Source organism: Mycobacterium sp. MS1601, from assembly GCF_001984215.1.
GTDB lineage: Bacteria > Actinomycetota > Actinomycetes > Mycobacteriales > Mycobacteriaceae > Mycobacterium.
In genome coordinates this window covers 273,121-294,452 of the sequence record NZ_CP019420.1, presented here as the reverse complement: position 1 = coordinate 294,452, position 21,332 = coordinate 273,121, and the positions used below count along the sequence as shown (strand labels likewise).

General features: G+C 66.4%; 18 protein-coding genes. 7 read left to right on the top strand and 11 right to left on the bottom strand.

Annotated elements, in window-relative coordinates; all coding sequences use genetic code 11:
* Positions 1-2: 2 nt before the first annotated feature.
* Both BVC93_RS01430 and BVC93_RS01425 read right to left on the bottom strand, forming a co-directional pair.
* The gene (locus BVC93_RS01430; protein ID WP_083735611.1) at positions 3-1,484 is read right to left on the bottom strand and encodes an FGGY-family carbohydrate kinase; all 1,482 of its coding nucleotides are present in this window, start codon (positions 1,482-1,484) and stop codon (positions 3-5) included.
* Positions 1,481-2,266 carry a DeoR/GlpR family DNA-binding transcription regulator gene (locus BVC93_RS01425; RefSeq protein ID WP_236950201.1) on the bottom strand — a complete coding sequence of 262 codons (786 nt, stop codon included), beginning with the start codon at positions 2,264-2,266 and terminating at the stop codon, positions 1,481-1,483. Before BVC93_RS01425 ends, BVC93_RS01430 begins: the two co-directional genes overlap by 4 nt.
* Positions 2,267-2,607: 341 nt before the next feature.
* On the opposite strand from BVC93_RS01425, the gene BVC93_RS01420 reads away from it, so the two are divergent.
* The gene (locus BVC93_RS01420) at positions 2,608-3,927 is read left to right on the top strand and encodes a S1C family serine protease (protein WP_083735609.1); all 1,320 of its coding nucleotides are present in this window, start codon (positions 2,608-2,610) and stop codon (positions 3,925-3,927) included.
* Positions 3,928-3,973: 46 nt separating this feature from the next.
* On the opposite strand, the gene BVC93_RS01415 is transcribed toward BVC93_RS01420, so the two are convergent.
* On the bottom strand, positions 3,974-4,438 hold the full coding sequence (locus BVC93_RS01415; RefSeq protein WP_083740713.1) for an SRPBCC family protein: 465 nt from the start codon (positions 4,436-4,438) through the stop codon (positions 3,974-3,976).
* Between the two features lie 118 nt (positions 4,439-4,556).
* Here BVC93_RS01415 and BVC93_RS01410 point away from each other — a divergent pair, with 118 nt between their 5' ends.
* Positions 4,557-5,495, top strand: a complete 939-nt coding sequence (locus BVC93_RS01410; protein WP_157516724.1) for an alpha/beta fold hydrolase — start codon at positions 4,557-4,559, stop codon at positions 5,493-5,495.
* 122 nt (positions 5,496-5,617) lie between these two features.
* Positions 5,618-6,634 carry a hypothetical protein gene (locus BVC93_RS01405; RefSeq protein ID WP_083735608.1) on the top strand — a complete coding sequence of 339 codons (1,017 nt, stop codon included), beginning with the start codon at positions 5,618-5,620 and terminating at the stop codon, positions 6,632-6,634.
* A 13-nt stretch (positions 6,635-6,647) separates the two neighbouring features.
* On the opposite strand, the gene BVC93_RS01400 is transcribed toward BVC93_RS01405, so the two are convergent.
* Together BVC93_RS01400 and BVC93_RS01395 are read right to left on the bottom strand one after the other, a co-directional pair.
* Complete coding sequence (locus tag BVC93_RS01400) at positions 6,648-8,096, bottom strand: PE-PPE domain-containing protein (RefSeq protein ID WP_083735607.1); 1,449 nt, start codon at positions 8,094-8,096, stop codon at positions 6,648-6,650.
* A gap of 56 nt (positions 8,097-8,152) precedes the next feature.
* Complete coding sequence (locus tag BVC93_RS01395; RefSeq protein WP_442929006.1) at positions 8,153-9,490, bottom strand: flavin monoamine oxidase family protein; 1,338 nt, start codon at positions 9,488-9,490, stop codon at positions 8,153-8,155.
* Positions 9,491-9,521: 31 nt separating this feature from the next.
* On the opposite strand from BVC93_RS01395, the gene BVC93_RS01390 reads away from it, so the two are divergent.
* The gene (locus tag BVC93_RS01390) at positions 9,522-10,496 is read left to right on the top strand and encodes a TIGR03617 family F420-dependent LLM class oxidoreductase (RefSeq protein WP_083735605.1); all 975 of its coding nucleotides are present in this window, start codon (positions 9,522-9,524) and stop codon (positions 10,494-10,496) included.
* Positions 10,497-10,549: 53 nt separating this feature from the next.
* Here BVC93_RS01390 and BVC93_RS01385 read toward each other — a convergent pair whose 3' ends face one another.
* Positions 10,550-11,689, bottom strand: a complete 1,140-nt coding sequence (locus BVC93_RS01385) for a hypothetical protein (protein WP_083735604.1) — start codon at positions 11,687-11,689, stop codon at positions 10,550-10,552.
* Entirely contained in the window at positions 11,689-12,828 is a 1,140-nt protein-coding gene (locus tag BVC93_RS01380) for a phosphotransferase family protein (protein WP_083735603.1), read from the bottom strand. The genes BVC93_RS01385 and BVC93_RS01380 overlap by 1 nt, the downstream gene beginning before the upstream one ends.
* Before the next feature lie 41 nt (positions 12,829-12,869).
* Here BVC93_RS01380 and BVC93_RS01375 point away from each other — a divergent pair, with 41 nt between their 5' ends.
* Positions 12,870-13,478 (top strand): TetR/AcrR family transcriptional regulator, encoded by a 609-nt coding sequence (locus tag BVC93_RS01375; protein ID WP_083735602.1) that lies wholly within the window; start codon positions 12,870-12,872, stop codon positions 13,476-13,478.
* On the top strand, positions 13,478-14,329 hold the full coding sequence (locus BVC93_RS01370; RefSeq protein WP_083735601.1) for an SDR family NAD(P)-dependent oxidoreductase: 852 nt from the start codon (positions 13,478-13,480) through the stop codon (positions 14,327-14,329). Before BVC93_RS01375 ends, BVC93_RS01370 begins: the two co-directional genes overlap by 1 nt.
* A 341-nt stretch (positions 14,330-14,670) precedes the next feature.
* Here the strand turns inward: BVC93_RS01370 and BVC93_RS01360 are convergent, their stop codons facing one another.
* Positions 14,671-15,666 (bottom strand): SDR family NAD(P)-dependent oxidoreductase, encoded by a 996-nt coding sequence (locus tag BVC93_RS01360; protein WP_083735599.1) that lies wholly within the window; start codon positions 15,664-15,666, stop codon positions 14,671-14,673.
* A gap of 78 nt (positions 15,667-15,744) precedes the next feature.
* Here BVC93_RS01360 and BVC93_RS01355 point away from each other — a divergent pair, with 78 nt between their 5' ends.
* Positions 15,745-16,302 (top strand): TetR/AcrR family transcriptional regulator, encoded by a 558-nt coding sequence (locus tag BVC93_RS01355; protein ID WP_083735598.1) that lies wholly within the window; start codon positions 15,745-15,747, stop codon positions 16,300-16,302.
* Positions 16,303-16,333: 31 nt separating this feature from the next.
* Here BVC93_RS01355 and nuoN read toward each other — a convergent pair whose 3' ends face one another.
* Genes nuoN through nuoL form a run of 3 tightly spaced genes read right to left on the bottom strand, consistent with a single transcriptional unit; the run spans position 16,334 to position 21,329 of the window.
* Positions 16,334-17,860: an NADH-quinone oxidoreductase subunit NuoN gene (gene nuoN, locus BVC93_RS01350; protein WP_236950377.1), complete on the bottom strand. Its 1,527-nt coding sequence runs from the start codon at positions 17,858-17,860 to the stop codon at positions 16,334-16,336.
* A 35-nt stretch (positions 17,861-17,895) separates the two neighbouring features.
* Positions 17,896-19,458, bottom strand: coding sequence for an NADH-quinone oxidoreductase subunit M (locus BVC93_RS01345; protein ID WP_083735596.1), 1,563 nt, complete (start codon positions 19,456-19,458; stop codon positions 17,896-17,898).
* Positions 19,452-21,329 carry an NADH-quinone oxidoreductase subunit L gene (nuoL, locus tag BVC93_RS01340; RefSeq protein WP_083735595.1) on the bottom strand — a complete coding sequence of 626 codons (1,878 nt, stop codon included), beginning with the start codon at positions 21,327-21,329 and terminating at the stop codon, positions 19,452-19,454. Before nuoL ends, BVC93_RS01345 begins: the two co-directional genes overlap by 7 nt.
* Positions 21,330-21,332: the final 3 nt, after the last annotated feature.

Below are 21,332 nucleotides of genomic sequence, written 5' to 3'. Positions count from 1 at the left end.
TCTTACCGGGTGGTGCGGGCGACTGCGTGTGATATCGGGGTCATGGCGGTACTGAGTTCTTGCCAGGTGGCATAGGCGGCGTCGTAGGCGTCGCGCCGGGCGGGGTCAGGGACGAACGGGGCTTCCAGGGCGATGAATCGGGCTGCGTCCGACCAGTCGTCGAGATCGCCGACGCCGATGGCGGCGATCACCGCCGCGCCCAGGGAGGCGCCGGGGTGTCCCCACACCGGCAGCATCTCGTGACCGAGCACGTCGGCGTGAATTTGCTTCCACAGGGTGGATTTCGAGCCGCCGTTGGTGATCATCACCCGAGTGAACGGAATGCCGATGTCACCGAAAACGTCCACATGGTGCCGGAATCCAAATGCGATGGCCTCGAGCACCGAGCGGTAGAGATCGGCTCTGGTGTGCCCCAGGTGCATCCCGGCGAATACACCGCGCAGGTCCGGATCGTGGATGGGGCTCTTCTCACCCAAAAAGTAGGGAAGGCAGAGGATCTCGGCGGGGGCGCGATCGGCGGCCTCGTCGTCGAGATCGGTCAGGGCGGCTCCACCGATCAGGCTCTGGAACCATCGGATGAGGCTGCCGCTGGTCGCCATACAGCCATTGGGAAGCCAGCGTCCCGGTACGGGGTGGGCGTCGAGATAGAGCCGCTTGTCGGCCACCTTGGTGTTGCTTGCCACCAGGATATCGCCTGCACCACCGAGTTTCACCAGTGCATCGCCCGGATTGTTGACGCCGGCGGCATAGGCGGACAGCACGTGGTCGGCCCCGCCGACCACCAGAGCGGTGCCGGGCACCAGTCCCGTCTCCTCGGCGGCTGCGCGGCTGAGTTCGCCGACTTTGGTACCGGGCCGGTGCACCGGTGCCACCGTCGCGGGGTCGAGTTCGGCGGCGTTGAACAGCACGTCGGCGATGTCACCGTCGACGCTGAACAGTCCGGATTCCAATGCCCAGTTCTGCTCGACGTGGACGGGGGCCCCGAGTGCGGTCAGCACCCAGTCATAGGAGCCGACCCAGTGGGTCGCGTTCGCGTATACCTCGGGCTCGTGCTCCCGTAGCCAGGTCAGCGTCGGCGCCACCGACTGCTGGGTGAGTGCCGATCCGGTCAAGGTCACCAGGTCGACGTCCGCGAGGGCGTCAGCCAGGACGCCGACCTCGATGTGGGCACGTGCATCGTTTTGGAGGATGGCGTATCGCAGCGGTTTTCCGGCAGCGTCCACCGGGATCACCGCGGGCACCATGCCGGAGGTGGCCACCGCGCCGACCGAACCGGGGGAGACTCCGCTGGCGGTCAACACCTCCCTGATCGACTCGACCGCGTTGCGGTACCACTGTGCGGTATCCGCCTCGGCGAAACCCGGTGCGGGAGAGTGCAATGCGGTCTCGCGTGTTGCGGTTGCGACGATGCCGGAGGTGGTGTCCAGCAGCACCGTCTTGGTGCCCGTGGTACCGATGTCGATCCCGATGGTGTAGCGCGTCACAGTAGCTCTCCTTCGACGCAGATGACTTCCACGCCCGCGTCGCGGGCGGCTACCAGGGTGGGATGGTCGGGGGCGCCGTCGGTGACGATGGTCTGCACTTGGGACAGCGCGGCGATGCTGACGAAGGTCACCCGGCCGAGCTTGCTGCGGTCGGCGGCGACGATGACGCGGTCGGCGCGACGGCTGGCGGCCCGCTTCACCTGGCTCTCGGCCTGGTGGTAGTCCGAGATCCCGCGCTCGCCGTCGATGCCTGCGACTCCCATGATGTAGGTGTCGCAGTTGTAGTTCGCCAGTGTCTGCTCGGTGCTGGGGCCGATGAGGCTCAGCTCACCGGAGCGCAGTTCGCCGCCGGTGAGAACGACGGTGGTCTGGGGCTCGTCGACAAGTGCCAGCGCCACCAGGACGCTGGGGGTCACGACAGTCAATCCGAGATCGCGCCCCTTGAGTGAGTGGGCGACCGCGAGTGCGGTGCTGCCGGAGTCGAGAATCACGGTCTCGCTGGGGCTGATCAGGTCGGCCACCACATCGGCGATGTGGTTCTTCTCCTGAGCGGCGTCAGCCACCCGGGTCGCAAAGGATGGTTCAGTATCTTTGCCCTGCATGGCAATTGCGCCACCGACCACCCGGCGGACGACGCCGAGTGACTCGAGGGCCTCGACATCGCGCCGGATCGTCATCTCGGAGACGTCGAACTCGAGCGCCAATTCGGCGTATCCGACCTCACGGTCCGCGCGCACGCGCTGTTCGATCTGATCCCGACGACGCTTCAGGTCCACCGTCACGCCCGAGCCATCTGTGGAAAATTCACAGAAACTTCTCCGTTTATCCGACTTGTCGCCTCGTTGTGGAGGCGTGAGTGTGAATATATGACACCGGCTGTGGACTGTCCACATTTAGCTCCATGCTTCGCTCGAAGACTCGGGTCGGTTCGCCGGCGCGCGCCTGTGGAGCGGATCTACGGGGTGGCTGGCGTAGCCCGCACGGCACCCTGGGAAAACATTTCACCGACAGCGGAAAAGTCTCGGACTTCGCAGAGCCCACTCTCAGTACTGTCTCAGCGACAACGGGCATCTTGTCCTTAAGCAACTGTGCTCTATGGCGTTTGAGAAAGAGAACGAACACGATGACTAACCCGTCGCGGTATCCCACGAACCGGCCTGACCCCCGTCAGGACCCGAGTCATTCTGCGGCACAGTACTACCCGGATTCGGCCTATGACTGGCGCTATGCACAGCAGCCCACCGCGTCGTACCCCGGACCCGCGCAAGGTCCGTATCACGCTGGAACGCAGCCATTTTCGGCGCCCTCGACTCGACGTCACCGGCGTTCGAAGAAGGGCCGCGGCACCTTGCTGGTGGGCGCCTTGGCGGTGGCCGTCGTGAGCGCAGGGGTGGGTGCGGCAGCGGCCGTCACCACCGAGACCGATCACTCGGCCGACATGCAGGCCGCCATCGCCGCCGCTCCCAGCCAGCCGGTGGCAGCAGATCTGCCACCCGGCTCCGTCGAGCAGGTGGCTGCCAAGGTGATGCCCAGCGTGGTCAAGATCGAGATCCGCATGGGTCGCCAGGGCGGTGAAGGCTCCGGCATTGTGCTCTCGCCGGACGGCCTCATCCTGACCAACAACCACGTCGTGGCCGGTCTGCCTGGCGAGGGTGGGGCGCAGCAAGCATCCACCGGGGGCGTCACCCAGACGGTGACCTTCTCCGATGGTCGGACGGCTCCGTTCAGCGTCGTCGGCACCGACCCTGCCGGAGACCTGGCTGTGATTCGCGCGCAAGGGGTTTCTGGCTTGACACCCATTGCCATGGGTTCGTCGGCCGATGTGAAAGTCGGGCAGGACGTCGTGGCCATCGGATCGCCGCTCGGACTTCAGGGCACCGTCACCACTGGCATCATCAGCGCCCTGGACCGGCCGGTCACCGCGGGCGGAGGTCCTGATGAACAGCTCTCGGTACTCGACGCGATCCAGACCGACGCCGCCATCAACCCCGGCAACTCCGGCGGCGCGCTGGTCAACATGAACGGTGAACTGATCGGGGTGAACTCGGCCATCGCCACCATGGGCGGCGGCGAGGGTTCTGCCCAGGCGCAGAGCGGCTCCATCGGGCTGGGCTTCGCCATTCCGGTGGACCAGGCCAAGCGGATCGCCGATGAACTGGTCTCGACAGGCACCGCCACCCACGGTTCGCTGGGCGTGCAGTTGGGCGACAACCCCAGCGCCACCGGGGCGGCCGTCGCCCAGGTCGAAGCGGGCAGCCCGGCCGCTGCAGCCGGCCTGCCCAGCGGGTCGGTGATCACCAAGCTCGACAACCGGGTGATCGACGGCCCGGAGTCCCTGATCGCCGCGGTGCGGTCCAAGGCGCCCGGTGACACGGTGTCGCTGACCTATCTGGATGATTCCGGAGCCGCGCAGACCACCGAGGTCACGCTAGGCCAGGCGTAACACTTCCCCCACGAGGCCTGCGGTCGTACCCCCACGACCGCAGGCCTCACTGGGTTTCGGCAGTGCGCTTGATCGCCGCCAGCGTCTCCGGAATCCCACGATGGGCAGCCTCGGTGCGCTCGGCGATCTGTGCGTCGGCCTGATCGCCGTATCGCTCCTGGAACCCGGCCAGGCCCTTGGGCAGGAAGGTCCACTCCTCGGTCAGGCGGGTACCGCCGTCGATCGGCGTCATGACAAAACCCCAGCGCACCCATCCGTTGTTGACCTCCCAGGCGAACTCTCGTCCCGGATCTGCCACCACCACCTGGCTGCGTGTCTCCCAGGTGCGCTGCGGGGTCTGGTTGCGGCCGGTGAACCACGCGCCGACCTGCGGGCCTGCACCCTCATCCCACCAGCACGCACGGCAGATCGGACTCCACTGGCCCATCCGGGTCACGTCGGCGATCAGGGCGTAGAGCTCGTCGGCATCGCGGTTGACGTCGATGGACGCGGAGTATTCGATTGCAGACACACCTCAGTATTGCAGCGTCGACCCCTCCGACGAATCGGCGCAATTTGACAGCCGTCTAGTAAACTCGGCACACGTCGCGGGCAAAGACGTCCGTGGCATCGTCGCGAGAGGTCGATTGATGACAGCGAACCCCGCACGGCAAGTTCACCTGCCGCCCGGCCGGCCCGCCATCGTTCGCGGGGCCGACGGCACCCGGCTGCACACCGAGGTCTTCGGACCCCGCGATGGCTACCCCATCGTCCTGGCACACGGCATCACCTGCGCCATCAGCGTGTGGCATGAGCAGATCAACGATCTGGCCCGCGACTACCGGGTGATCGCGTTCGACCACCGTGGTCACGGCCGCAGCGGCGTTCCTCCGCGCGGCCACTACAGCCTCAACCATCTGGCTTCCGACCTGGACGCGGTGCTGGAGGCCACGCTGGCACCGGGCGAACGCGCCGTCATCGCCGGGCATTCGATGGGTGGCATCGCCATCGCCTCGTGGGCCGAGCGTTATCCCCACAAAGTCGCGCAGCGCGCCGATGCGGTGGCACTGATCAACACCACCACCGGTGAAATCGTCCGCCAGGTGAAACTGCTGGCGGTGGCGCCGCGGCTGGCCCGCAGCCGAGTGGCCGTGGGGTCGGGCATCATACGCACCTTCGGCGGGATGCCCGTGCTGCGGGCGGCAGAACGACCGAGCAAGCGATTCGTGGCAGCACTGGCGGTGGGTCGCGACGCCGCTCCCGATGTCGCCGATCTGGTCTATGACCTGTACGCGTCCACGCCACCGGCAGGCCGCGCCGGTTGCGCCCGCGCCCTCATCGATTCGATGGAGAAGCGCCACATCCGGTTGCACGGCCTGACGGTGCCCACGCTGGTGATCGGCAGTGAACGTGACCGGCTGCTGCCCATCGACTCGTCACGCCGCATCGCCCGCGACGCCCCGAACCTGGTTGGCCTGGTGGAGCTGCCCGGGGGGCACTGCGCCATCCTGGAACGGCCCGCCGAAGTCAACCAGGAACTGCGCCTGCTCATCAAGAACTGCACGCAGGAACCGTCGTTGAGCGGCTAGTCGATTCGCTTCGATTGTTGCTTCGGCGACGGCCGGAGCAACAATCGAGCTGAAACTCCCCGTGGGGGCCGCAGCGCTCCTATCCTTGCCGAGGAACGGCTTGTCGACGCCCAGGGGGATCGATGGGTTCTTCGGATGAAGCGCCGGTGGTGTCTCCTTCACCCGTGGTGCGCCAACACACTTACGATCTGGCGCTGGACACCTATCGATACCTGCGCGGCGGGATGGTCGTCACGGTCGTGATGCTGGCTGCCGCGGTGGTGGGGGAGCGGGTGTCCACGGGATGCTGGCAGGCATCGATCAGCGCGTACTTCTACACCGCGGCCCACAGTGTCTTCATCGCCGCGTTGTGTTCCATCGGAGCGCAACTCATCGTCTACAAGGGCACCGATACCGAGGACGCGCTGCTGAACACCGCGGGTGTGTTGGCGTTCGGCGTCGCTTTTGTGCCCACCAGCGACGCCGAAGTGCAGGGCTGCCCGTCCGACGGCCCGTGGGGGCCATCGGATCGAGCAGTCACCAACAACATCGGGGCGGTCATCGTCGCACTGATGCTTGCGCTGGTCGTAGTGCTGATCCTGTATCGGCGGCGTGGTAGCCGGGGGCCGCGGTCGCTGGTTGGCGCCGTGGTGCAGGTGGCGTTCTGGGCCATCATGGCAGCCGGGGTGTTCGGTTTTCTGTTCCTGCGGGATCTTTTCGACTCCTACGCTCACATGACGGCGGCGATCCTGATGTTCGCCGCGATCATCGTCAACGTCTTCGTCAACGCCGTGCTCGCGCTTGTGACGCCGGCAAGCGAGCTCTCGCCGCGTCCGAAGTTGTTCGCCGCCTTGTACTTTGCGATCGGCGGTCTCATGTGCGTGACCCTGGTGGTGGTGCTGGTGCTCATCCGCTTCTGGACGGGATGGCAGCATGCCGTCCTGGTCATCGAAGCGCTGCTCATCGGTGAGTTCGCGGCGTTCTGGGTGGTGCAGACCGTCGAGCTCTGGAAGACCCCCAATCGCATCGAACTCATGCCCAAGGAACAGGGCGAGCAGTTGGCGCAGAACCGGATTCGGCCGGACTCGGACAATCTGATGGACGAGATCAGCGCGTGGCGTCAGTGCCCGCCCAAGGAGCGCTTCCTGCGGGCACTCTAGCGCCGGAGGTCGGCTACTCCACTGCCTTGCCGGACGAGCTGTCCTTCTCGGGGTCGGTCGACTTGTCGGTGTCCTTCACCCCGTCGGTCGACTTCTCGGCGTTCTCGTCCGGTTCGGCAGCCTTGTCCTCATCCACGGATTGCCCGTCATCGGAGACGATCTCGTCATCGCCGGCAGGTTCGATGTCGGCCGTGAGGTCCTCGTCGGTCTCCTCGTCCGTATCGAGCTGCGGCTCGGCGTCCTCGTCGTCGCCGCGGTTGCCGGACGACAACACAGTGCGGGTCTGGGTCACCGCGGCGTCGTCGGTGTTCTCAGTGCTCTCGGTGTTCTCGGCGACGAGGGCATCCTCATCCGGAGCCTCCTCTGCGACGGCCGCGGTGGGCTCAAGTTTCTTCGCGGCGGGCTTGGCCCCCATGTGTTCCCGCAGCCTCTGCAGCCCTTCGTCGATGGCGCCGGGAAGCTGCTGGGCGGCGGTGGCCCACACTTTCGGCGGCGCGAACAGCTGCATCGGCGTGTACACGCTGGGATCCGACAATGGGTTGTTGTCCTTGTAGGACGCATTGACCAGCACCGTCAGGACCGGTTCCACCACGTCGGCGAAGGCATTGCCGAAGTCGCCGCCGAAGTCGCGGATGGGCTGCAACATCGGCAATCCCTTGACCTCGTAGGTGACGTAGACGGTGGTGACCTTCGATTCGGGATCGTCGAAATCGTGCCGTTCGACGGTGCCGTCGGTGCGCACGATGTAGTAGCCGGAGGCGTTGGGGTCCAACGTGCCGTCGGCGCGCAGGATCTCCTCCGGGATCGGCAGCTTGTCCTGTTGCTGATACCGGTAGGCGTAGGCGATGATCGCGTTCAGCAGTGCGGGCAGATTCGAGATGTACGTCGGTGCACTGGAATTCCAGGCGTACTGATAGCCGACGTCGAGGATCTGGACGCCCTCGAGATCGTTGGGCACCGGTATCGGATTGACGCCCACCAGCGCGAAGAACGGGTATCGGGTGGCATACCCCCCGTTGGGTCGGTCGACGTTGTTGTCCAGGATCCACAACGTGTCGTTCAGCCGGGCGCCGTCGGGATCGGTGTGGGCCAGCCAGGTGATGACCGCGCTGGCGTTGCCCGCCCCGCGGCCCGAGCTCACCACCACGTCGGGTTCGTCGTCGCCCTGGGCGGCGTCGAGCGCGCTGAGGATGTTCTGGGCGCCCTGCCAGAACTGGATCAGCCGGAAGGGGGCGATCGCGGTGTCGCCGTAGGTTGCGTTCCAATCGATGCCGTAGAACCGATCGATGCCCTGGGCGTTCCAGTTGGTGGCACTGCCCGGGGTGATGGTCGCCGTCAGCGCCACCTTCTCCCGCGACGCCACCTGCGGCACCGTCGTGGTGAGGGCCACCGCGGCCACCGTCGCCATCGCCATACCTCCGATGACCGTCGGCGTCACAGCACGTTTGAAGACCTTGCCCATTCTCAACCTCCCCGGACCGCCCCTGCGTGTCGAGCCCGAAGGTACTGTACTGCGACTCAGCCGAGCATCGCGGTGACTTCCACCGCGACGCGCAACCCGGATCGGACGGCACCGTCGAGAAATCCGGTCCACTCGTCGGCGGTCTCGGTACCCGCCCAGAAGATGGGGCCGACGGGTTCACGCAGCCAGCGTCCCACCGTCGTCCAGGATCCCGGCGGCACCGCAGCGGTAGGGCCGCCGGGCGAGAACGGCTCGGATCCCCACCGGAAATCCACATAGTCCACGGGACTGCGGGCGGCTTCGCCGAACAGCTCGGCAAAGCAGTCCAAGGCACGGTCCCGACGTTGCGCGTCGTCCCACTCGTCGAACTCCCTGGAGTCGACGAAACCCAGCAGCACACCCGGACCGGTGGACGCGCTGACGTCGAACGTGATGAACACCGGTCCCGTGTCGGACAGTGCTTGGCCCGATCGGCCGTCTGCCCGCCAGAACGGAGTGTCGTAAGCCGCGAATGCCTTGCTCAACGCGCCCTGCGGCCACACCCTGGGTAGCTGGGCACTGCCCGCGGGCAGTGCGGGGGAGAACGTGATGTGGCCGCGGTGCTGCGGCGGAACCGCGACCACCAGCGCCCGTGCGCTCACGGTCCCCGCCGTGGACACCACGCTCACCCCGGTGTCGGTGTACTCCACCGCGTCGACGGTGGCTGACAGCTGCACCCGCTCACCCAAGTCGGCGGCCATCCGTTCGGCGATGGCGTGAGTGCCGGCCGCGAAGTGGTCCTGCTGTGCGCCGTTGCGGACGTCGAGCATCCGGGCCAAGCCGCCGGCGGCCTTCACATAGCGCACGGCGTGCAGCAGCGACACGTCCGCGGGCTCACAACCCCACGTGACCCGAGACATGATCGCGAGCAGGTCGCGGGTGCTCTCCATCGCTCGGACCGCGGCCAGCCAGTCGGCCAGTGACTGGTCGTCGAGTGACTGCGCCCGCGGCGCCGTCCAGGGCTGGGCCAGCGGCACCGCGCGCACCAGCTGCGCGAACTGCCACTGGATCCGGGCGACGTCCATCAGGCTGACGATCGACAGTGCCGGGATGGTGCTGTTGTACGTGCGCACACGACCGCGCCAGCGGATCAGGTTGGCGCCACTGTTGTACGTCGGCGTTGTCGGACAGTCCAGTTCGGCGGCCAAGGTCAGTACGGCATCCTGGGTGGGTCCGACGAATGCCGCGCCAAGGTCCACCGGTACCCCGGCCACCGATCCGGGTGCGGTTCGACCCCCCACGCGGTCGCGGCCCTCGAGCACCAGTACCTCGTGCCCGGACCGGACCAGCTCTCGTGCCGCGGTCAAACCCGCGAACCCTGCACCCACCACCACGACGTCGACGCGATCACGCACGGATACCAGTCAAGCAGCATAAGCTGCGACCGTGAAGATCCAGACGGCATTGTTCGGTCCCACGGATGCGATCGCCCGGTCACACGCACTCAAAGAAGCTGGCGCCACCGGGGTTTTCACGTTCGAAGGCCCCAACGACGTCTTCGCCCCCCTCACCCTGGCATCGACGGTGGGAGGTCTGGATCTGATGACCAATGTGGCGATTGCGTTTCCGCGCAATCCCATTCACCTGGCGCATCAGGCCAATGATCATCAGCTGCTGAGCCAGGGCCGATTCACCTTGGGGCTCGGCACGCAGATCCGCACCCAGATCGAGAAGCGATTCGGTGCTGATTTCGACCGTCCGGTGGCCCGGATGGTCGACCTGATCAAGGCGCTGCGGGCCATCTTCGACGCATGGAACACCGGGGAGCGGCTACGGTTCGAAGGGGAGTTCTACCGCCACACGTTGATGACGCCGAACTTCAGCCCCGGGCCCAATCCCTTTGGGCCGCCGCCCATCTACGTCGGGGCGCTGGGGCCACGTCTGACCAGGGCCACCGCCGAGCACGCCGACGGATTGCTGGTGATGCCGTTCGGCTCGGCGAAGTTCCTACACGAGGCCACCATGCCCGCGGTGCGGGACGGCCTGGCCGCGGCCGGGCGCAGCGTGGGCGACTTCGCGGTGGTGCCGGAGATCATCGTCTCTGCGGGTGAGGACCACACAGCGGCGCGGCGGTTGCTGGCGTTCTATGGGTCCACCCCGGCGTACAAGCCCGTCCTCGACATCCACGGCTGGGGAGATCTACAGCCGGAGTTGCACACACTGTCCAAGCAGGGCCGCTGGCAGGAGATGGGCGGGCTGATCGACGATCAGGTGTTGCACACCATCGCCGCGTGCGGCACGCCCGCCGAGATCGCCGAGCACATCCGCAAACGTGTTGCGGGCGTGGCAGACACGGTGTGCCTGTATCAGCCCGGCCCCATTCCAGTGGACGTGCTGTCGGAAATCGTCGACCAGTTGTAGGGATTTCGGCGTGATTCCAACCGCTCAGCGGTCGTAATCACGCCGAAATCCCGCTAGGGGGCGACGGTCAGCCAGTCGGCGAAGCCGGAGGGGTCGTGGCGGCCCAGCGCACCGTGCTCGAACAGACCCCAGCCCTGTCGCTCCGTCCCGGCTTCGTGGCACACCGCGCGACCGACATGGTCGATGACACCGAAGCCGGCGCGGGAAACGATGGCGGGATCGGTCATGTCGTAGGTGAGACGCTCGGTGAACTCCGCACCCCTCCACACCCCGTGGATCCAGTCGGTGTCGCCACCGTAACCGCCGCCGACATGAATGGGCACGGCCAGTTTGGATTCCACTTCGAAGCGCACCGCGGAGCCGTCGCCCGCGGTGGCGTCGATGGTGGCACCGGTGGGAATGCGAGTGCCGGAACGATAGTGAATCCTGACCCGCGGCCAGCCGAGTTGTTCCACCCGGCCGTCTTTCCAGATGCGGGTGCAGTCGTTGAGCGAGCGGAAGCCGCTGGGTTCCTCCTGGATGATGATCACGATGCCGAAGTCGTCGAAGGCCACGGGCACGTACAGCCACCACATGCCTTCGAACGGCGGATCGGCGGGCCTGCCCGCGGGTTCGGCCTCACCGATGGGTCGGATGCCCCAGGACCGGTCTCTGGTGCCGATCCAGCGGGCCGGGTCGACGGTGATGTCCTCACCATCGATGTTGATGGTGCCGCTCCAGGCGCCCACCTGCGCGAAACGCTGGGCATCCAGGGTCACGCGAGTGCCCGCCCGGAGAATGTGGCGCTGTTCCTGGACCACGTCGAACAGACCGTCCCAGGTGAGGTCTGCGGCCACCCCTTCGGTTTCATCGAGCACGATGCGCAGCTTGTGCAGTGGTTCGTCGACCTCGACGCGGTAGTTGCCGACGTGTTGGTTGAGCCGGTCAGCGTCGATCGCATCGGAGAGGTGCACCGCGGTTTGCGTGTCCCCACTTCCGCCGAATGCGCCGCCTCCGCGGCGGGAGACCAGGAAGAAGGCGTCCTTGACGCCCAGGTTGGGGTAGTACCCGATGCCGGTGATGACGAAGATGTCGCCGGTGCGGTCATGGGCGTTGAAGTAGGACCGGTCGTAGAAGTTGCGATCGCTGGACCCCGGCCACGCGATGGGTTGGGGAAGTTGGTGGACCGGAAACTCATCCATAGGGCCGAGCATCAGTTGTCTTCTCCGATCAGCCGTTTGAGCAGGGAGGTATGGTAGAACAGCGATTCGACGTCGTGGGGCTTGTCGATCTCACCGAAGTGCACGCGGCGTGCGCCGGTGCGCATGAACACACATGCCCACACCACCGCCGAGTAGGTGTAGAACCACTGCAGGTCACCGAGTTCGAGTCCGGTGAGCTCACGATAGGTGGCGCGGACGTCGTCCTCGCGCATCACCCCAGGCAGACCGGGAAGGCCGGCGAGGCCGCAGAGCTCCTGAAAGACCATGTGCGCGAATATCATCCATGCCACGTCGAGCTCGCGGGGCCCGACGGCCGCCATCTCCCAGTCGAGTACCGCGGCGGGGCGGAAGTCGCGGTACAACACATTGCCTATGCGGGAGTCGCCCCACACCAGCACGGGTTCGCCGGCTGCCACGTCCTCGGGGAAGTTGTCCTCGAGCCACGTCAGGGCCCGCTCTACCAGCGGTGAGTTGCCGATGTCCGGCACCGAGAAGTCGTACCATTCCCTGAGCCAGCCGAAACGCCTGCGCAAGGCGGTGGATCCCGGTGGGTCGGCCTGGACGAGGAAGTCGAAAGTGTTGGCGGCGTGAGGAATTGAATGCAACTGTGCGAGGATCTCGACGGTGGCGTCCTGCAGTTCGCGTTGTTGTTCGCGTGCGGCGTCGAAGAACCAGTTCCCGCCGAAGGTGTAGGGCATCACGTCGGGCGGGACGATGCCGTCCACGTGGTCCATCAGGAAGAACGGCGTGCCCAGCACCGAACCGGTGTTCTCCAGCCAGCGCATGGTGGGAACCGGGACGTCGGTGAGCTCGCCGGCCAGTCGCATCACTTCGAACTGATGGTCCAGGCGATAGGAGGAGAAGACCGGTACGTCGGCACTGGTGGGCGCCACCCGGGCCACCCACTTCTGCTCGACGGGGTTGTTGCCTTGGATCCACCGCCCCGTGAGCACGATGGTTTCCGAGGACATCCCGTTGGAGTCGATGCCGCTTTCGACCGTGATGTCCGGGGTGATCCCGCCGGGCATCACGGTGGACAGCCAGTCCGCGAGCACCTTCGGCAGGGTGGTGACATCCCGGCTGGAACGCTGCAGTCGGCCGACATCTTCGACGGCCGGTTCTGTGGCCATTAAATCCTCCGCGAGACTAATACGATACGGTGGGTAGCGTTATGAAAGCAGACCCGTACCCCGAAGACAAGCCTCCGGGTGCCGGACGTCCCCGCGACCCGCGCATTGACGCTGCCATACTCGCGGCGACGGCGGACCTGCTTGTCGAAATCGGTTACTCGAACATCACAATGGCCGCCATCGCCGACCGCGCGGGTACCACCAAAACCGCGCTCTACCGGCGGTGGTCGAGCAAAGCCGAGATCGTGCACGAGGCGGCGTTTCCCGCAGCACCCACCGCGCTGCAGATGCCTGCCGGCGACATCGCCGCCGATATCCACGCGATGATTGCCGCGGCCCGCGACGTCTTCACCTCCCCGGTGGTGCGGGCCGCGTTGCCCGGGTTGATCGCCGACATGGCCACCGACGCCGACCTCAGTGCCAGGGTGATGGCCCGGTTCGGTGATGTCTTCGGTGTGATCCGCCAACGCCTGGCCGACGCCGTCGAACGCGGTGAGGTGCACGCCGACATCGACCCCGACCGCCTAGTCGAGGTGATCGGCGGCACCACGTTGATCCGCCTGATACTCGACCCCGGCGGGGACCTCGATGACACCTGGGTGGCACAGACCGCGGCCTTGGTGGTGCACGGTGTGAAGAAGGAGCGTTGATGGGGGCGCGCCTCGACGGCGGCGTGGCCATCGTGACCGGGGCCAGCCGCGGTCTGGGTCGTGCGACGGCCTTGGCATTGGCCGCAGAGGGCGCTGCGGTAGCTGTGGTGGCGCGCACCGAACAGGTCTGGGATGAACGGCTTCCCGGCACCATCTGCGATACCGTTGCCCAGATCGAAGCGGCGGGCGGTCGTGCGGTCGCCATCCGTGCCGACCTGCTGGACGGCGACGACATCCCAAGGTTGGTGCACCAGGCCCGCTCGGCGTTCGGGCCGATCACCCTGCTGGTGAACAACGCCGCGTTCACCGCGCCGGGGCGCCCCGGCGCGGTGACGTCGCCGAAGCCCAAGACCGCAGCGGCTCAGTCGGACTGGCCACCGTTTGTCGGGACGCCGCTGCCGGCGTTTCGCAGGCACTTCGAGATCGCGGTGTTTGCCTCTTACCAGCTGATGCAGTTGGTGGTGCCGGACATGATCACCGCGGGCGGTGGCGCGATCGTCAACATCAGCTCGGTGGCCTCCCGGATCCCGGGTTCCGGGCCGTTCAGTGACTTCTCCGGTGGCGTCCTGCCCGGGTACGGCGCCTCGAAAGCGGCACTGGAACACCTCACCTCGTCGGCGGCCTATGAGCTGCAGCGCAGCAACATCTCGGTCAATGCGCTGTCACCGTCGCTACCGATGATGACGCCCGGATTATCCTACTACCGAACTGATTTCGACGAGACCGGCTCCGAGGCGGAGTTCGCTGAGGCTGTCGTCCGGCTGGCGCTGGTGGACCCGGCGCAGGTGACCGGGCGGACCGTCGGCCACCGCGAGGTGCTCGACGGGAGCTTCCGCGCTTTCAGGGGGTGATCGTCAATCGGGAGTCTTTGGTCCGATCCTGCGGGGTCTCCGAAGGCCGCGTGGCAGGTCCTTCGATCGGTGACGCACTCCCTGGTGGCTCACCTAGCCTCGCGAATCGGGATTGACCCCACGATGTCAGCTCAGCGGCTGCGGTCGGCGAACCTGTCATCGAGGAGGTTCAGATTCGCCACAGCGGTGGACAATCCGTTGCCGATCGGGGCCGTGGACGTGGAACAAGGCAGGCTTTGCGCAACCACGTTTGCCGCCACCCGAAGGGGCGCGCTGGTGACCCTCCGAGACGATCTCGGGGGCCAGCTCGTCGTCGCACCGGCCGGTCGGCGGCGCCGACATCACTGAATGGTTTTCAGTAACTCCTCGCTGAGCTGCCACAGGCGACGGGCGGACTCCGGGTCGATGGCATGCGGAGCGACCTGAGCGGGAATGGGCTGATCCGGACTGAACGTCATGGGCACGTCTTCGTCCACCAGGGGCGAGATGTCGTTGTCCATCAGGTAGACACCACCAGTTCCGGCGAGCAGGGGACTGGCGGCGGCAAAGACGATGGTGGAAGCACCCTGCGCCGCGGTCTTGCGTCCGGTCTCGGGCCGGATGATGGCGTTCCCCGCCTCGTCGATGAGGCCCATCGCCCGCAGCTGCTCCGATCCGCCGGATGAGTTCAACGCGGTGCCCACCACCACACCCGGATGCACGGCGTAGCCGCGGATGCCGTCGGCGCGGTATCGGCGGTCCAGTTCGACCGTGAACAGTACGTTGGCGACCTTGGACTGTGCGTAGGCGACGTTGGGGTCGTAACCGGTGTTGAAATGTGGATCATCCCAATGAATTTGGCCGAAGCGTTGTGCGCCGGACGAGACGGTGACCACCCGCGCGCCCCGGGCGGCACGCAGTGCGGGCAACAAACGGAGTGTCAACTGGAAGTGGCCCAGGTGGTTGGTGGCGAACTGCGCCTCGTAGCCACGGGCATCCCGGATCACCTCCGCGGGTGCGGGTAGTCCGGCATTGTTGATCAGGATGTGCAGCGGCCGGTCCGATTTCAACCAGCGGGCGGCAAAGTCGTCGATGGACGCCGGATCCATCAGGTCCAGTCTGCTGACCTCGATGGTGTCGTCGGACAGTGCTTCAGCTGCTCGTTCGGGGTTGCGTGCCGCGGCGGTGACGGTCGCGCCGGCGGTTGCCAGGGCGCGGGTGGTCTCGCGACCGAGCCCCGCGTGGCCGCCGGTGACGACCACTCGGATGCCGGTGAGGTCGACGCCGGCGAGGATGTCGGTGGCGGTGGAAGCGGCCGTGAAGCGGGAGCCCAGGGGATGTTGGTTGTGAGAACTCATGATCGGCTACCATCTGCTAAGCGGAACAGTGCTCCACATCAATATATGGAACCATGTTCCGGTTAGTCAAGGAGGGCTGTGGAGCAGCGCCGTCGCGCGGACGCGCAACGCAACATCGGTGCCGTGTTGGACGCCGCGAAAGCCGTGTTCGCCGAATCGGGGGTCGATGCCCCGGTGCGGGAGATCGCTGTCCGGGCCGGCGTCGGGGTGGGCACGCTGTACCGCCATTTCCCGCAGCGCTCGGATCTGATCGTGGCAGTGTTCAAGCACGAGATCGACGCCTGCGCGGCTGCCGCCGATGACCTCGCCCAGGACGTGGCGCCAGACGAAGCGTTGGTGCGGTGGCTCTATCGGTACGCCGAACTGCTCGGCACCAAACGGGGATTGGCGGCGGTGTTGCACTCGGGCGACGCCGCTTACGACGCCTTGCCCACGTACTTCGAGACACAGATGCTGCCACGAGTGCGGACACTCCTGGATGCGGCATCGAACGCTGGCGGCCTCCGGGCTGACGTGGAACCCAATGACCTCCTGCACGCGGTCGCGTGCCTGTGCATGTCCTCCGATGCGGAGCAATCAGCACGCATGCTCGGATTGCTGATCGACGGCCTGCGGTACCAGGCTCCCGAACGGTGAGTGATCTGCCGGTTGTTGCGACGCATGCACATCACAAGAAAAGAGCCGAGTTGTCGGCGAAGTCGAGCAGCGGCTGGGGGAGTGCGCCGAGGGCGAAGGTGACGGCGGCAGTGACGGTCACGGTCGCGATGGTCAGTGAGCTGGGGTTCACCACCTCCGGGGCGTCAGCCGGCGGCTCGGTGAAGAACATCAGCACGATCACCCGCACATAGAAGTACGCCGCGATGGCGCTGGCGATCACGCCGACGATCACCAGCGGAATCGCGCCACCTTCGCCCGCGGCCTTGAACACCGCGAACTTGCTGACGAAGCCACTGGTCAACGGAATACCTGCGAAGGCAAGAAGGAACAAGGAAAACACCACGCCGACAACTGGGTACCGCCGACCCAGACCGGCCCACTGCTGCAGAGCAGTTGCCTCCTCGCCGGCCGAAGTGCGTACCAGACTCACGACCGCGAAGGCGCCCAGCGTCGAGAAGCCGTAGGCGAACAGGTAGAACAGCGTGCCGGACAAGCCGTTGTCGTTGAGTGCGATGACACCGGTCAGAATGAAACCGGCATGTGCCACAGCCGAATACGCCAAGATGCGCTTGACATCGGTTTGGGTGACGGCGGTGACGGTGCCCACCACCATGGTCAGGATCGCGATCGCCCACATCATCGGCCGCCAGTCGTCGCGCAACTCCGGCAACGCCACGTAGAAGATGCGCAGCATCGCGCCGAAGGCGGCGACTTTGGTGGCGGCGGCCATGAACGCGGTGACGGACGTGGGGGCACCCTGGTAGACGTCTGGAATCCACGAATGGAACGGCACCGCACCAACTTTGAACAACACTCCGACGGCCAACAAGCCGATGCCGATCAACACGATCGCCGAGCCTTGCGAATCCGACGTGGCGATGGCCTCAGCGATGCCGGAGAGAGAGAAGGTACCGCTGTAGCCGTACATTAGCGCGACGCCGTACAGGAAGAACGCCGACGAGAACGCGCCCAGCAGGAAGTACTTCAGCGCTGCTTCCTGGGAGAGCAGCCGCTGCCGCCGCGCCAGCCCACACATCAGGTACAGCGGCAGGGAGAGCACCTCCAACGCGATGAACATGGTCAAAAGGTCTTCGGCCGCCGGGAACAACAGCATGCCGCCCACGGCGAACATGGTGAGGGGAAACACCTCGGTCTGCATCACCCCTGCTTTGACGGCCACCTTCTCCGCCACACTGCCCGCGATGGCCGACGCCTGTGGGGTGAAGCCATCCAAACCTGTTGCCTGGGCGTCATTTGTGTGCGGGATGCGCTGTTCGGAGATCAGTAGGACACCGAGAACCGCGATCAACAGGATCGTGCCCTGCAGAAAAAGGGTGACCGGATCGACGGCCACCGCGCCCATCACCGCCAGTTGGCCCACCGTGCCATACACATTGCGTGCCAAGAACACCACGGCCACAAATGCGGCGGCCAACGCTCCCAATGCCAGCACAACCTGTGTGCGGTAACGCGCCGCCCGGGGCAGGAATGCCTCCACCAGGACACCGGCCACCGCGGCGCCGAAGACGATGAGCATCGGCAGGATCAAGGAGTATTCGACGCTGGGCGCGTTCACGGCACCGTTCCTTCCGCGATCGCGGGATCCTGTTGGTCGATGGTGGTGAGGGTGTGTTGCACCGCGGGGTTGATGATGTCCAGCGCCGGTTTGGGATACACGCCCAGCACCAGCAGCAGGGCGATCAACGGCGCGACCACGGCGATCTCGCGTGGCACCAGATCACCCACCCCCTTGCTGTCCACCGTGACGGGCCCGGTCATCATGCGCTGGTAGAGCCACAGGATGTAGACCGCGGAAAGCACCAAGGCAGCCGAGGCCAGCACTGCGAGCACCGGGTAGCGGGTGAAAGTGCCGATGAGGACCAGGAATTCGCTGATGAACGGGGCCAGCCCGGGCAGTGACAGAGTGGCCAGACCGGCGACCAGAAAGGTGCCCGCCAGCACCGGCGCCACCTTCTGCACGCCCCCGTAGGAGGCGATGAGCCTGCTGCCGCGGCGCGAGACCAGGAACCCGGCGATCAGGAACAGGGCAGCGGTGGAGATGCCGTGATTGACCATGTACAGGGTGGACCCGGACTGCCCCTGACTGGTCATCACGAAGATGCCGAGGATGATGAAGCCGAAGTGACTGATGGACGTGTAGGCGATGAGCCGCATGACGTCGGTCTGACCGATCGCGACGATCGCGCCGTAGATGATGCCGATGACCGCCAGCGTGATGACAAACGGACGGAACACCGTCGACGGCTCGGGGAACAGCTGCAGGCAGTAGCGCAGCATGCCGAAGGTGCCCACCTTGTCGACGATGGCCATCATCAGCACCGCGGTGGCCGGGGTGGACTCCACGGTCGCGTCCGGGAGCCACCGGTGGAACGGCCACAGCGGGGCCTTGATCGCGAAGGCGAACATGAACCCGAGGAAGAGCGCATTGAGGATGGCCGGATCCACCGCCAGTTCACCTGAGGACACCGCGGCGGCGATGGCGCGGAAGTCGAAGGTGCCGCCGTCGAAGGCAGGGCTGTTGGCCGTCACCACGTACAGCCCCACCACGGCGGCCAGCATCACCAGGCCGCCGAAGAGGTTGTACAGCAGGAACTTCACCGCCGCCTTGCCGCGACCCGCGCCCCCGAAACCGCCGATCAGGAAGTACATCGGGATCAGCATGGCCTCGAAGAACACGTAGAACAGCAGCACGTCCAGGGCCACCAGCGAGATCAGCACCATGCCTTCGACGGCCAGGGTGAGTGCCACGTAACTGTGCGCCGAGCGGCCCGACAGTGCCGTCTGGTCCGGGGTGTCGTTCCACCCGGCCAGCAACAGCAGCGGAACCAGGACCGCCGTCAGCACCACCAACGCCAACGCGATCCCGTCGACACCCAGGATGTAGCCGGTGCCGAACGACGGGATCCACGGGTGGTCCTCGACGAACTGGTATTGCGCGCCGGCCGGGTCAAACCCGATCGCGAGCACCAGCGCCACCGCGAGCACCGCCACCGCCACCGCCACACCCAGGTACTTGGCCAGCTGCCGGGCCGCGGCGGGCAGCAGGATGATCAGCGCGGCCCCCACCATGGGGACGGCCCACAGCACGGTCAACCAGGGGATGTTCATCACCACACCCTCACCACCAGCACGGCGCCGAGCACCAGGGCGGCGCCGGCGAGCATGGACAGCGCATAGGACCGGGCGAAACCGGTCTGGGCGGTGCGCATTCGCCGCGACGCGGCCCCGATCAGCGCGGCAAGTCCGTCGGCCGCTCCGTCGACGCCCTTGTCGTCCACGGACACCAGGTCGTGGGTGAGGCGCTGGCCGGGTCGCATGAACGCCGCCTCGTTGAACGCGTCGCCGTAGAGATCCCGGCGGGCGGCGACGGTCAGCGCCGAGACGTCCTGCGGCGCGGTCTCCGGCACCGGGCGCGTGGCGTAGCTGCGGTAGGCGACGCCGATGCCGGCGGCGACGACCACCAGGGTGATGGTGGTCATGGCCCAGACCGGGATGACATGGTGTGCCTCATGCGAGCCCACCACCGGCTCCAGGAACGTCGACAGCGTGCCGCCGACGGCCAGTGCGGCGCCCGCCCCGACCGAACCCAGGGCCAGCACCACCATGGGTGCGGTCATCACGGCGGGGGATTCGTGCGGATGCGCTTGCGCGTGCCAACGCTTCTGTCCGAAGAACGTCAAGAGCATGACCCGCGTCATGTAGAAGGCGGTGATACCCGCCCCCAGCAGGGTGGCCCCGCCCAACAGCGCACCCTTGAGTCCACCTGCGGCGAAGGCGATCTCGATGATGGCGTCCTTGGAGAAGAAGCCGGCCAGCGGGGGCACGCCGATGATCGCGAGGTAACCCAGGCCGAAGGTCACGAAGGTGACCGGCATGTACGTCTGCAGTCCGCCGTAGCGGCGCATGTCGGTCTCGTCGCCCATGGCGTGCATCACCGAGCCGGCCCCCAGGAACAGTCCGGCCTTGAAGAATCCGTGCGTCAGCAGGTGCATGATCGCGATGGCATAGCCGGCCGGTCCCAGGCCTGCGGCGAGCACCATGTAGCCGATCTGCGACATGGTGGACGCCGCCAGGGCCTTCTTGATGTCGTCTTTGGCGCAGCCGATGACGGCGCCGAACACCAGGGTGATCGCGCCGATGGTCACCACCGCGGCCTGGGCGATGGGGGCGGCGTCGTAGATCGGGCCGCAGCGCACGATCAGGTAGACCCCCGCGGTCACCATGGTGGCGGCGTGGATGAGCGCCGAGACCGGGGTGGGGCCCTCCATCGCATCACCGAGCCACGACTGCAACGGGAACTGCGCCGACTTCCCGCAGGCCGCCAACAACAGCAGCAATCCGATCGCGGTGACGGTGCCATCGGAGAGTCCGGGTACTGCGTTGAACACTCCGGCGTAGGACAGGGTGCCGGCATCGGCCCACATCACCATCAGCGCCACCGCCAGGCCGATGTCGCCGACGCGGTTAACCACGAAGGCCTTTTTGGCCGCGGTCGCTGCCGACGGTTTGTGCGACCAGAACCCGATCAGCAGGTAGGAGGCCAGGCCCACCCCTTCCCAGCCCAGGTACAGGCCGAGGAAGTTGTCGGCCAGCACCAGCAGCAGCATGGCGGCGACGAAGAGGTTCAGGTAGGCAAAAAATCGTCGGCGGTCGGGGTCGTGGGCCATGTAGCCGACGGAGTAGACGTGGATGAGCAGGCCGACCCCGGTGATGAGCAGCACGAAACACACACTCAGCGCGTCGAGTTGCAGGCCGAAGTCCAGCTGCAGCCCCGCGACCGGTAGCCAGGAGAACAGCACCTGGTGGATCACCCGGTCCTGCGGCGCCCGCGCGAGCAGCGTCACGAACTGCACCACCGCCCAGCCGAAGGCGGCCGCCATGGTGGCACATCCCAGCAGGTGCCCCCAGCTGTTGGTGGCGCGCCCGCCGAGCAGCAGCACCGCGGCGCCGGCCAACGGCGCCAGGATCAACCACAGCAGGTCCATCGG